Origin of the sequence: Pedobacter glucosidilyticus (genome assembly GCF_002483235.1) — a bacterium.
In the GTDB taxonomy this organism is placed as follows: Bacteria; Bacteroidota; Bacteroidia; order Sphingobacteriales; family Sphingobacteriaceae; genus Pseudopedobacter; species Pseudopedobacter glucosidilyticum_B.
The window spans coordinates 69,799-83,071 of record NZ_DLHN01000035.1 but is presented as its reverse complement, the minus strand read 5'-3'; the positions used below and the strand labels follow the sequence as shown (position 1 = coordinate 83,071).

Below are 13,273 nucleotides of genomic sequence, written 5' to 3'. Positions count from 1 at the left end.
GTTGCTTTAGCTTCACAATTTTAAATTTAATTCCATTTTAATAAATATTAATATTGACATTTAAAAAGGAAAGTCGTCATCTAAAATATCGAAATTGTCTCTTTTAGTTAGATTTACAAATTGTTCTTTCTTAAAGTTAGGCTTAAAATATTCAGATAAATCCGTTGAAAACCCATTTTCTCCAAAGAAATAATATTCTCTTTTCTTCTTTTTCGCAAATTCTATTGAATCTTCTACTAGCCAAAACTCTTCTTCTTTAACTTCACTATAGATATAACTACTCAGTAACTTTAAATAATAATCATTATTAGTTAAAGAATACATTACTTTTGAAATATAATCAAGACAACCGAAGGGAGATTCTAAAATTTGTGATTCAGAAAATCTTATTATCACAACACCTAAACTTGCAAAATAATCATCTCTTAAAGAATTAGAATGCAAAAACTCATCATTTTCAATTTTCAAAAAGTGAATTGGCTTTTTGTCAACTAATGTATAAGGTTCATCTATTTCAATATCTACATATGCGCCAATTTCTTTGTCATAAAGCAAAATATCAGGAACATAAGAATAACTAGCAAAATATTCATTTGAGATAGTTTTACCTGTTAAAACCTCATTATCAAAAAAAACTTTTTTTATTAAATCAAAAAACAAATCTTCTGTAACACCCTTATTAACTGAACTTTGAGCAGTATTATAATTCATAGCTTTAAAAAATTCTTTGATTTTATCCAGCTTATATTGTTCTCGATAGCCAATATTCTTCAACTTTGTGATCAACTCATTTCTTACCTTAAGTTGTGAATTATAAATCAAAATTGATTTGCTGTAATTTTCAGTTTCTCGATTATACATACTATCTAGTCTTTTTTGACTCCTATTTTCCACAGCCCCTAAAATAAAAGAGATTATTATCAAAAAACAGCTAATCAACAATATTATAAATTCAGAAATAATAGCTCCAACAAAAAAAAGTAAAACACCTATTATAGCAACAGAATATGAGTTTTTATTAACTTTATTCGGCATATTAGGAAGACTTGGCTTTACAGGAACTTGTGGCAAATTAAAATCATAATTTAGAAAACTCAATACCCTTGAAGGATACACAGTATAAGGATATTTGTAGTTAGACATCATTTAAAAGTACATTAATCTAAGATTATATCAAATTACTTATTAAAATAAAATCTAGTTATTAAAAAAACTTATCTCATCTACTTTGTATGGAGGATTAGCCCCGCTTTTACCTGCAACAAATGCCCCTAAAGCGCATGCATTATTCAACATCATGTCTGGAACACAGCCTATTTGATAAGAATGAATGAGTGCCGCTAAGAAAGCATCTCCAGCACCAACAGTATCTGCAACTTCAACTTTAAAACCCGGGTGCTGATAAATCTGATCATCGATAAACAAGGTAGCACCTTTACCTCCTTTGGTGAGACAAATTAATGTAACATCCCATAAGGCCGCTAACTTTTGAAATACAAATTCATCTTGAGGATTTAACTGATACCAAGAACAAACCAATTCAAATTCATCATCATTCAGCTTAACCCAATCCGCTAATTTCAAAAATTCTTTTAATGATGCTTCAGTATAATGGGGAGCCCTTAAATTGATATCAAAAACTTTTAAACAAGGTTTTTCTAGAAGTTTTAATAAGGTGTTTTTAGTGTATGCTCCTCTGGATGCTAAACTGCCAAAAACAAGAATATCATCATTTTTTAATGCTATTTCAGGACTATCTATTTCATCATACGCAACAGGCTGTAAAATATCATATTTGGCATTTAAGGGATCATCCAAATTTACCAGAACTTTACCCGTAGCTAAATGATTTTTAGTTTGAATAAGCGATACATCATTCAGTTCTTGATATAGATATTTTTTTAAATCAGCCCCAGCCTTATCATTACCAATAGCACTTATCAATTTTGTTTGTGACCCTAATTTGTGCAAATGGATACATACATTCATCAAAGCACCACCTGGTAAGGCCTTTTGTGGTAAAACATCCCACAATATTTCTCCAAAACAATAAATCATAAGGCTAAGGATTTTAATAAATCTTGAAATTACATGCCGCCCCCAAATGATGTTTTAGGTAAAGGGGGATAAATTCTCATTTCTGCCGGTAGCTTAATATATTCATTATAAGATTTAATGATATAGGTTCTTAATTCTACATCGCTCATATCTTTTATCTCAGAATAAGTTGGCCTAAAATAAGACATAAAATCTTCCAAAAGCTGCCCTCTAACTTTGGTAAGCTCGGTTACCAACTCTCTGTTAAAACGTCTATCAATTAAACGTTCATTAAGCTCGGTATCCATAAACTTTTGAAATTCTCTCTTTTGCTGAGATTGCTTACTAAAAGCATTATATAAACTTAAGCCACCATCTTTGGTTAGAATGGTAGTGTTAGCAGCAGAATAAGCTGAAGAATAAGCAGCTCTAATTTGTGCATCAGTTTTATTGGCTTGGGCAGATACGATTACTTCGTTTAAAACAATCATCCTTGTTCTTAATAAAACGATACGAGGGTCTAAACTTTCAACAATTAAGGTATCGCTCTGGTAACCCGGACAAGAGAAAACAACTAAATCTCCAATTTCAGCTTTAACTTTAAAATCACCTTTTTGCCCGGTATGGTCTACCTCTTTTTGGGTAAGATTGTTAACAAATACCAATTTTAATTTACTTCTTGTATCAGCATCATAAGCAGTACCCGTTAATATGCTTTGTGCGCATAAAAAACCAGGTGCTAAAAGAAACAGCAATAACCAGAAGCCTTTCATAAATTATGTTTAATTGTATTAACAAATTAACAAGCATTTTGTATCATACAATGTCAAAAATCTGTTAATAAACCTTAGAAAACAACTTATTAACATTATTTAACGCTTCATTAAGAGAAAAATTTACTTAGCTCTGCTTCGTCATAACCTATTATTATACCTTTAGGAGTCTCTATCACTGGTCTTTTAATAACACTTGTATGGTTTAACATCAGTTGTACCGCACTTTGTTGATCTTTTACAACTTCCTTGACTTTTTCATCTAATCCACGCCAAGTTAAACCTTTTTTATTAACTACTTTTTCCCAGCCTAAGGTATTACACCATTTATTTAGATGTTCTTCATCAATCCCAAGTTTTTTAAAATCATGGAAATGTACATCAATGTTATTTTCCTCTAACCAGGTTCTTGCTTTTTTTACTGACCCGCAGTTGGGTATACCAAATACTTTAATGCTCATACTATATTTAACTAAACTTACGAAGCTAAATATTTAACCACTGATATTAAAATTTGTTATTCAACTAGGTTTATCAATACTCTTCTTTGGTATCTAAAAACTGATGTACAGGTTTATAATGTAAGTCAAAAGTGGCTGCAACTTCACGATAAACTACTTCTCCGCTTATGATATTTAAGCCTTTTAGAAGTTCATAATTATCTAAACAAGCTTTTTTCCAACCTTTATCTGCAAGTTGCAATATGTAAGGAAATGTGCTATTTGTAAGTGCTATAGTAGAAGTATAAGGTACCGCCCCTGGCATATTGGTTACACAATAATGTAAAATACCATCAACAATATAAGTTGGATTTTCATGCGTTGTAGGTTTACAAGTCTCAATACATCCGCCTTGGTCTACAGATACATCAACAATAACAGTTCCTGGCCTCATCAGCTTTAGCATATCTCTGGTAATAACGGTGGGGCATTTTGCACCTGGAACTAAAACTGCACCAACGATTAAATCATGATTTGTGATTAACTTTCTGATGTTATACTCGCTACTGAACATGGTAACCACATGAGGCGGAAGAATATCATTTACATATCTTAATCGTTCTATATTGGTATCAACTATGGTAACATGGGCACCTAAGCCAGAGGCCATTTTAGCAGCTTGCACACCAACTACACCAGCACCAATAATTAAAACTTTGCCTGGTGTTACACCCGGCACACCACCTAACAGTACGCCTCTGCCCATAACCGGCTTCTCTAAATACCTAGCACCTTGTTGTATGGCCATTCTACCAGCAACCTCAGACATAGGCACCAAAATAGGCAAAGATTTATCAGTACACTCTACAGTTTCATACGCTAAACACACAGCACCGCTATCCATCATAGCGTAAGTAAGCTTACGGTGTGATGAGAAATGAAAAAAACAAAATATCAATTGATCCTTTCTGGCTAATTTATACTCACGTTCTTCGGGTTCTTTAACTTTAACAATCATATCTGCCCTACCCCAAACCTCATCACCAGTTAAAATAATTTGAGCTCCAGCATCTTCATAATCGTCATTTCTAAAACCACTAGCTGCTCCAGAATGCGTTTCTATTAAAACTTGATGCCCCCTTTTTACCAATTCATGTACTCCAGCAGGCGTAAGACCAACCCTATTTTCATTATTTTTTATTTCGCGAGGTACTCCTATAATCATTTTGTCAAAGTTTTAGACAAATAAATAAAAAATCATCAACAAAACAACCAATTATTTAAACTTTTTTTTATCTGATTGTAATTTTTTTAAAATACATCAATATTATACAAATTATAATTTTTTAAATTTTAAAGAAAGTGTAATTTTGGGCTTTATTACATCTATGATTACGCGGGAAACAAAGGATTCATTTATTTTTATAACGCAGCATGAACATGCTACTATTTCTGGGGAATTTTTTGTAAACTTAAAGAAAGAGTTTATACCTACAGAACATTTTGAATCATTGAAATTTGCTATCTATCAGCATGACAGAGCTTGGATAATACCAGACTCTGAGCCCATTTGGAATGATAAGCTTCAAAAGCCTTATGATTTTATAGCATATCCTGAAAATATTAAATTACACTTTTATAAGCTTGGCATTGAGCAAGTAGACCAAGCTAACTCTTATGCTGCTTTACTTTGTAGTATGCACTACAGTAGCTTTTTTGCCCATTCTGAAACCGAGTATGGAAAATCTTTCTATGAAAGAGAAACGCTAAGACAGAAACATTTAATGCAGCGTTTAAGAATTCAAACGTCTACTTTTTTAAATTACCAACTTAAAATCTTACAACTTTGTGATGACTTATCATTATATGCTTGTATGAATAACCCTGGCGTAGACAAAAAGAACGAGCATCCACTTTTTAAAGATGGTTTCAATAACTCAGAATTTTTTCATGATAATGGAGAGCAAAGGGTAACAGCTAATTATCAAGATAAACACATCATCAAATTTAATAGTCGTTTATTTGAAAAACCTTTTGAGATAAAAATCACTTTCAAAAAAATACTTAAAGACAATATACAAAATGAAGGTTTGCTAGCAGCATTCATTAAACAACCTTGGTTTTACCATACTGTAAAAATTATATAGTAGGGTATTTATTGCAGAAATAATACTCGGGCTTAAGCCTGATTCTATTATTTTTGTAATATGGCAGAAAAAAACAGATTCTACATGATCTTATCGCTTGGCGTTTTATCTGCTGTAGGTCCTTTTAGTATTGATATGTATTTACCTGCTTTCCCAGTGATGGCTGAAGATTTAAATACTACGGTACCCCATATACAACTCTCGTTAAGTAGCTATTTTATCGGCATTTCTTTAGGACAACTTATCTATGGCCCTTTAATAGATAGGTTTGGTAGGTTAATCCCACTCTTTACAGGATTATTTATATATCTGCTTACTTGTATTGCTTGTGCATTTGCAAATACAGCTGATACCCTTATCGTGATGCGATTTTTTCAGGCTTTGGGAAGTTGTGCAGGCATGGTTATTTCCAGAGCCATGGTGAGAGATATTTTCCCGGTGAGTGAAAATGCTAGAATCTTTTCTCTATTGATGTTAGTTATTGGGGTATCGCCTATTCTGGCTCCAACATTAGGTGGATACATGAGTAGCGGTTTAGGTTGGCGCTCTATCTTTATTTTTTTAATTGTATTAGCTGTTTTCACCATTTACATGTGCTATAAATATTTGCCAGAAAGTAAACCTGCAGATAAAACCATGTCGTTAAAACCTAAAGCAGTATTGCAAGATTTTTGGTTTGCTTTTTCTGAACCACGCTTTATTTACTATGCTCTTGCCGGAGGCATAGCCTCAGCAGCGATGTTTGCTTATATAGCAGGCTCAACATTTGTCTTTATAGAACTGTTTGGCTTTACCGAAAAACAATATGGTTGGTTATTCGCATTAAATGCAATTGGTTTAATAAGTGCTAGCCAACTAAACAGTAAATTGCTCAAAAAATATCCCATCGGGATGATTATAAAAAACTCAAGTCGGGTACAACTCGCCACAGCCTTATTGCTTGCGATTTTATCAGTTACACAACTATTAAATGTTTACAGTACTCTAGTTTTGATATGGATATTTATGTCGGCTTTAGGTTTCTTTTCTCCCAATACTTCGGCATTATCTATGGCACCATTTGATAAAAAGGCAGGAATAGCATCAGCCTTATTAGGCTGTTTCCAGATGTTATTTAGCGCTTTAGCGTCATTTGCGGTTAGTTTTTTACACGATGGTACGGCTTTACCTATGACAAGCGTGATGGCCTTTTGTATTATTTGTAGCTTTTCTTTGGTTTATATCGGACAAAGGCAAGCAAAAAAATATCAAGCCTAATATTTTCACCGATTTTTTATGGCATTTTACCGAGAAATCTCCTCATTTCTCCTTGTAACTATAAAGGAGTTGTAATTGCTATTGCATATTTGAACTATCAATACAAAGAATATGGAAACCCAAGAAATAAAAAATAAAAGAAATTACAACAAACAAGTCGTTGGAGGCGCCTTTTTGGTTATAGGCTCGGTTTTGTTAGCTAAACAAATGGGCGCAGATTTACCATCATGGTTAGTAAGCTGGCCTATGCTACTGATTGTTATTGGCCTTGCCAGTGGTATCAAAAACAATTTCAGAAACTCCGGCTGGTTATTTATGATTTTAGTAGGAGGTGTTTTTTTAGCAGAAAGAATTAATCCAGATTTAATTGTAACCGAATTTACTTGGCCAGTTATATTAATTGGCTTAGGCTTATGGTTCATTTTTGGCAGGCATAAAAAATGCGAAATGCATAGCTTTAAAGGCGGATTTAAAAAAAAAGACGAGCAGCCTTTAGCTCATAATGACCAACAACAAACCCATTACAGTCATAAAGATAGTCTCAATACTGGTGATGATGTGATAGACTCTGTTGCGGTATTTGGAGGCGCAAAAAAACACGTACTTTCTAAAAATTTTAAAGGGGGCGAGATTGTAACCATCATGGGAGGAACAGAAATTAATCTTACCCATGCTGATATACAAGGCGTTGCCGTACTAGAGGTAGTACAAATTTTTGGAGGTACCAAAATTATTATCCCACACGGATGGGAAGTAAGCACAGAGATGGCAGCAATTTTTGCCGGAATAGATGATAAAAGGGTGTTCCAAAACCAGGTAACTGATAAAAGTAAGGTACTTGTAATTAAAGGAACATCGGTATTTGGAGGAATAGAAATTAAAAGCTTTTAAATATTTTACTTATGAAATGGTTTGCTGTAAAACTAATTTTTCAGATTGTAAATGATAATAACAAACATTTTCAGTTTGATGAACAACTAAGACTTATTCAAGCATTGAGTAAAGAACATGCTTTAGAAATGGCGCATCAGGTTGGTATGATGGCTCAAGAAAATATCATCAGCCAAAACGGACATACCTTAAACTGGAAATTTATTGCCGTAACAGAATCTGAATATGTTGGCGAGATAGAACAGGGCAAAGAAATACATTACCATATTGAAGAGCCTGATAATGTTGAGCTTTACTTAAAAAGAGTAGAAGAAAAAGCACTAAATTTAAAAAAGATAACACAAGAAAATTTAATTCATTTTTAGTTTGGCTGTTTTACCTTTTTCTAACAGAAGTTTCAGAAAAGCATTCTTTATTTTGTGGACCATTTGGCTTGCCTTAAGTACATATACCTTGTACTCTTTAGGTCTTAACTTGATGGTAGCCATTAAAGACAGCTTCTGCTCTTTAGTCATTATAGCCTTATTTTGTTGGTTAATTGCCAACAACTTAGCCTACTATCAACCAAAAGAAAATAAATACATTTTTATAATTGTTTGGTGCTTGGTATTGGCTTTTTTATCTACCACAGTATTGTTATTTGTGTTACCTCAACTAGCATCAGATACCGAAGAATATCATAATTTTTTACATTCTTCTATCCCTATACGCTTTGGGTTTTCCTTTTTACTTATTGGATGGATGGCCATGATTGGTGTACTTTGGTACAACCAACAAGAAAAAGAAGAACTAGAACAAAGACGACAAGAAGCAGACAGGTTGAGCAAAGAAGCAGAACTTTCTACTTTGAGAGAAAAATTACAACCTCACTTTCTATTTAACAGTCTCAACTCTATAAGTGCACTTACTTTTTCAAAACCTCAGGAAGCAAGAAAAATGATACAGCAACTTTCTGATTTTTTACGAGGCACTATCAAAAGAGATGATGAGTTAACTACACTAGAAGCAGAAATATCACACCTAAAGCTTTATTTAGACATAGAAAAAGTTAGATTTGGACATCGGCTTAACACCATCATCAATTGTAATACAGAGAATAAAGAACTAAAAGTTCCTCCCATGATTTTACAGCCTTTATTAGAAAACGCTATAAAATTTGGCTTATATGATACCTTAGATGATGTTACTATCACGATAAATTGTAGCTCGCAAGAAAACACACTATATATCAGTATACATAACCCTTTTGACCCTCATACGGCTTATCCACATAAAGGAACCGGATTTGGCTTGGCTGGGATAAGGAGAAGACTTTCTATCATTTATAATAGAAAAGATTTGTTAGAGGTAACCGCCGTAAACCATGAATTTACAACTACACTCACCATTCCACAAACATGAAAAAGGCATTAATCATTGATGATGAACCACTAGCTAGAAGTGTTATTCTAGAATATTTAACAGCGCATCCAAACATTACTGTTTTAGAAGAATGCAACAATGGTTTTGAGGGGCTAAAAGCTATCAAAGAACACGAACCTGATTTGATCTTCCTTGATATCCAAATGCCTAAAATAACTGGTTTTGAAATGCTTGAACTGCTAGACCAAAAACCTCAGGTTATATTTACCACTGCTTTTGAAGAATATGCCATCAAAGCTTTTGAAGCAAACGCCATAGATTATTTACTAAAACCTTTTGATCAACAGCGTTTTAACAAAGCTATTGCTAAATGCCTGGCAAAGCAAAGCGTACAAAATTTTAAAACAGTTTTAGAAGAAGCTTCTTTAACCCCGGCTCAAAATGAACGTGTTGTGGTTAAAACGGGCAATAAAATTAAAATTATCCCTGTTTATGACATTCTTTATCTAGAAGCTGATGATGATTATGTAAATATACATACCCCAGAAGGCGCTTTTCTGAAAAATAAAACCATGAGCTTTTTTGAGAAAAACCTATCTGAAAAAGAATTTATACGTATTCATCGCTCGTACATCGTAAAGCTAGATCAAATCACTAAAATAGAAAACTACGAAAAAGACAGTCACATTGTCTTACTTAGAAATGGCGAAAAACTGCCTGTAAGTAAAAACGGTTATCCCAAATTAAGAGCTGCATTAGGAATGTAATTTTAAAAACTTCTTCTGTTATGCAAAAAGAAGCCTGTGTTAATATTTCTCTAAAATAGTATCTTCGCAGTATGCCAACGGTACATATAAAAGAGCAAATAGCAGCATTAGTAAAAGAGCTAAAACAGCATAATTACAACTATTATGTATTAGCTATGCCAACCATTTCTGATTATGATTTCGACATCAAACTCAAAGAATTAGAAGCTCTTGAAAAACAATATCCAGAATTTGTACACCCAGATTCCCCTACCTTAAAAGTAGGCGGAGAAATTACCAAAACCTTTAAAACTGTGGTGCACAAATGGCCGATGCTTTCTTTAGGTAACACTTATAATGCACAAGATTTAATAGATTTTGATCAAAGAATTAAGAAAGCTATAGGCGATAATTTTCAATACGTTTGCGAGTTAAAATTTGATGGTTTATCTATCAGTCTAACTTACGAAAATGGAAAATTACTGAGAGCTGTTACCCGCGGAGATGGCACTAAAGGCGATGATGTAACTGCAAATATCAAAACATTAAGAAGTATTCCGTTGAGTTTAACCCATCAAAATGTTCCAGAATATTTTGAGATACGTGGCGAAGTATTTATGCATAAAGCCGCTTTTGAAAAACTTAACCAAGAGCGTATAGAACAGGGCGAACAAGCTTATGCCAATCCAAGAAACTTTGCATCAGGCACTGTAAAAATGCAAGACTCTGCCGAAGTTGCCAAACGCCCGCTAGACTGCTTTTTATATTTCCTTTATGCAGACCAAAATCCTTTTAAAACACATTGGGAAAGTTTACAAGCTGTAAAAAGTTGGGGCTTTCATGTATCCGAAGAAAGTAAGCTGTGCAATACCATAGAAGATGTTTTACTTTTTATAGAAAGCTGGGAAACTAAACGGTTTAACCTTAGCTATGACATAGATGGTATTGTGATAAAAGTAAACAGCTACGCCCAACAGCAAGAGTTAGGTTTTACAGCAAAATCTCCACGTTGGGCAATTAGCTATAAGTACAAAGCCCAAGAAGTAGAAACTACTTTAGAAAAAGTAACCTATCAGGTTGGTAGAACCGGTGCTGTAACTCCGGTAGCTAATTTAAAACCTGTTTTATTGGCGGGTACAACTGTAAAAAGAGCCACTTTGCATAATGCTAACGAGATTTCAAGACTTGATTTACATGAAAACGATACTGTTTTAGTAGAAAAAGGCGGAGAAATTATCCCGAAAGTTATACGTGTAAATCTGGAAAAAAGAAAAACTGATGCTGCAAAAATCAATTACATAGAACATTGTCCAGAGTGCGGCACACAACTCATCAGAAAAGAAGGAGAAGCTGTTCATTATTGCCCTAATGACGAGGGTTGTCCGCCACAAATTGTAGGTAAAATGCAGCATTTCATCAGCCGTAAGGCAATGAATATTGATGGAATAGGTTCTGAAACTATAGAAGCGCTTTATCAAAAAGGCTTAATCAGGCATATTAGTGATATTTACTTATTAAAAAATCACGAAGCTACCTTAAAAAGTATGGATAGGTTTGGCGAAAAATCTGTTAATAACATGCTGGATGGTATAGAGCGCTCTAAACAAATGCCTTTTGAAAAAGTACTTTTTGGCTTAGGAATTAGATATATTGGAGAAACCGTTGCTAAAAAATTAGCCTTTCATTTTAAGAATATCCAAGCTTTACAAAATGCTTCTTTTGAAGAACTGATTGCTGCAGATGAAATTGGAGAACGTATTGCACAAAGTATTTTAGAATATTTTACTGATGAAAAACATCAACAAGAAATAAATCGCTTAAAAGAAACAGGTTTACAGTTTGAAATTGAAGAAAAGGAAGTAATTTTACAGAGTTCAAAATTAGCTGGCCAAACTTTCGTTATATCGGGTGTGTTTGAACAATACAGCCGCGATGAACTTAAAGACATTATAGAAAGTAATGGAGGTAAAATACTAAGTGGTATATCCGGTAAATTAAATTATTTAGTAGCTGGTGATAATATGGGCCCTTCTAAATTAGAAAAAGCTCATAAATTAAACATTCCTATCATCAATGATGCGGCTTTGTTAAAGCTGTTGGAGTAATAAAAAAAGGAAAAGAGATGAAGCAATTCTTCAATAGTTTAAGGATTAAGTATGGCTTTGCAAAGTTGAAGCATGAACTCAAGAAACTTAAACGTCATAATCATTCTATATCCTTACAAGATGCACAAAATATAGGTATTTTAGTACCCATTAAAGATGCAGAACAGATGATAGAGGCAGAACATTTTGCAAAAACTTTGCAAAATGATAATAAAAAGGTAAAATTGTTGGGTTTTGTGTTAGACAAAGGTTTAAAACTGAAATCAAAAACCAATATTGAACTTATTTCTTTAGAGGATATAGATTGGAATTATATTCCTAAAAAAGAGAAAATAAGCAATTTCATTAATCATGAATTTGACATTTTAATAAACCTTTGTACTGATTTATGCTTCCCACTGGTTTATGTAGCTGCGGTATCAAAATCGGTTTTTAAAGTTGCGGCTTATAATCCTAAGCAAGCACCTTTTTTTGATTTTATGTTAGAAACACAACAGGAAAGCATAGTTGGCTTTTCTACAGAGTTGAGATATTATTTAGAGAAAATAAAATGAGTAGATTTTTGGGGACTGGTGTTGCCTTAATTACACCTTTTCATGCTGATTACACAATTGATTTTAATGCCTTAGAAAAAACCATTAACCATTTGATAGATGGCAAAATTGAGTATATAGTGGTTTTAGGTACAACCGCAGAATCTGCTACATTAACAAAAGAAGAAAAGAAAAAAGTTTTTGAATTTGTTACCGAGAAAGTAAACGGAAGAATTCCTTTAGTTGCCGGAATTGGTGGTAATAATACCGCTGAAATTGTGGCTGAAGTAAGTAGTTTTTCTATAAAAGGATATGAAGCTATACTTTCTGTAGCGCCTTATTATAATAAACCTACACAAGAAGGTTTTTATCAACACTATAAGGCTATTGCCGAAGCGTCCAAATTACCTATTATCTTATACAACGTACCAGGTAGAACAGGTGCCAACATGAGTGCCGAAACTACTTTAAGGTTAGCCAAAGAAGTTAAAAATATCATCGGAATTAAGGAAGCTTCAGGTAATTTTGATCAGTTTAATGAGATAGCAGCTCATAAACCAGAAGGTTTTGACTTAATTTCTGGAGATGATCCTATAACATTACCTATGATTGCTTTAGGTGCTATAGGGGTTATATCTGTTGTTGCAAATGCTTTCCCTTTAAAATTTTCTGAAATGGTACGCACCTGCTTAAAAAATGATTTTAAAGGTGCAAGAAAAAGTCATTCTGACTTTTTAGCTTTTACAAGATTATGTTTTGTAGAAGGTAACCCTGCCGGGATTAAAGCTGCAATGAAACAATTAGACATTTGTGATGATTACGTAAGATTACCTCTTGTTCCTGTTAGCGATCAAACAAAAGCGCAAATTATAGAGGTTATTAAAACTTTAAAAAATTAATAATCGTCATTTAAAATCATTAACTACCTTACTATTAAAATCAGGAAACAAATACTCAATCTGTTTCCTGATGATATCTTAAC

The 13,273-nt window shown here is 33.3% G+C and carries 14 protein-coding genes; 9 read left to right on the top strand and 5 right to left on the bottom strand.

All coding sequences use genetic code 11. From position 1 onward, the window contains the following. Positions 1–60: 60 nt before the first annotated feature. The 5 genes from B2745_RS14860 to ald form a co-directional block, all read right to left on the bottom strand. Positions 61–1,143, bottom strand: a complete 1,083-nt coding sequence (locus tag B2745_RS14860; protein ID WP_304068249.1) for a hypothetical protein — start codon at positions 1,141–1,143, stop codon at positions 61–63. A gap of 54 nt (positions 1,144–1,197) precedes the next feature. Next, positions 1,198–2,058: a carbohydrate kinase family protein gene (locus B2745_RS14855; protein ID WP_304068247.1), complete on the bottom strand. Its 861-nt coding sequence runs from the start codon at positions 2,056–2,058 to the stop codon at positions 1,198–1,200. Positions 2,059–2,087: 29 nt separating this feature from the next. Next, the gene (locus B2745_RS14850; protein ID WP_304068245.1) at positions 2,088–2,810 is read right to left on the bottom strand and encodes a hypothetical protein; all 723 of its coding nucleotides are present in this window, start codon (positions 2,808–2,810) and stop codon (positions 2,088–2,090) included. A 110-nt stretch (positions 2,811–2,920) separates the two neighbouring features. After that, complete coding sequence (locus tag B2745_RS14845) at positions 2,921–3,271, bottom strand: ArsC family reductase (protein WP_304068243.1); 351 nt, start codon at positions 3,269–3,271, stop codon at positions 2,921–2,923. A 73-nt stretch (positions 3,272–3,344) separates the two neighbouring features. Then, positions 3,345–4,475, bottom strand: coding sequence for an alanine dehydrogenase (gene ald / locus B2745_RS14840; protein WP_304068241.1), 1,131 nt, complete (start codon positions 4,473–4,475; stop codon positions 3,345–3,347). Positions 4,476–4,638: 163 nt separating this feature from the next. Here ald and B2745_RS14835 point away from each other — a divergent pair, with 163 nt between their 5' ends. From B2745_RS14835 to dapA, 9 genes are all read left to right on the top strand, one after another. After that, on the top strand, positions 4,639–5,397 hold the full coding sequence (locus B2745_RS14835) for a DUF3891 family protein (protein ID WP_304068240.1): 759 nt from the start codon (positions 4,639–4,641) through the stop codon (positions 5,395–5,397). A gap of 84 nt (positions 5,398–5,481) precedes the next feature. Next, on the top strand, positions 5,482–6,654 hold the full coding sequence (locus B2745_RS14830; protein ID WP_304068239.1) for a multidrug effflux MFS transporter: 1,173 nt from the start codon (positions 5,482–5,484) through the stop codon (positions 6,652–6,654). A gap of 111 nt (positions 6,655–6,765) precedes the next feature. After that, on the top strand, positions 6,766–7,545 hold the full coding sequence (locus B2745_RS14825; protein ID WP_304068238.1) for a LiaF transmembrane domain-containing protein: 780 nt from the start codon (positions 6,766–6,768) through the stop codon (positions 7,543–7,545). Between the two features lie 11 nt (positions 7,546–7,556). Further along, positions 7,557–7,910, top strand: a complete 354-nt coding sequence (locus B2745_RS14820; protein ID WP_026904275.1) for a DUF4288 domain-containing protein — start codon at positions 7,557–7,559, stop codon at positions 7,908–7,910. A 1-nt stretch (position 7,911) separates the two neighbouring features. Then, positions 7,912–8,946, top strand: coding sequence for a sensor histidine kinase (locus B2745_RS14815; protein ID WP_304068237.1), 1,035 nt, complete (start codon positions 7,912–7,914; stop codon positions 8,944–8,946). Then, entirely contained in the window at positions 8,943–9,674 is a 732-nt protein-coding gene (locus tag B2745_RS14810) for a LytR/AlgR family response regulator transcription factor (RefSeq protein ID WP_304068234.1), read from the top strand. The genes B2745_RS14815 and B2745_RS14810 overlap by 4 nt, the downstream gene beginning before the upstream one ends. Before the next feature lie 71 nt (positions 9,675–9,745). Further along, entirely contained in the window at positions 9,746–11,758 is a 2,013-nt protein-coding gene (gene ligA, locus B2745_RS14805) for an NAD-dependent DNA ligase LigA (RefSeq protein WP_304068232.1), read from the top strand. A 17-nt stretch (positions 11,759–11,775) separates the two neighbouring features. After that, positions 11,776–12,312, top strand: a complete 537-nt coding sequence (locus B2745_RS14800) for a DUF6913 domain-containing protein (protein ID WP_304068229.1) — start codon at positions 11,776–11,778, stop codon at positions 12,310–12,312. Beyond that, a complete protein-coding gene (dapA, locus tag B2745_RS14795) occupies positions 12,309–13,190 on the top strand; it encodes a 4-hydroxy-tetrahydrodipicolinate synthase (protein WP_304068227.1) in 882 nt (293 codons plus the stop codon). The genes B2745_RS14800 and dapA overlap by 4 nt, the downstream gene beginning before the upstream one ends. Positions 13,191–13,273 lie beyond the last annotated feature (83 nt).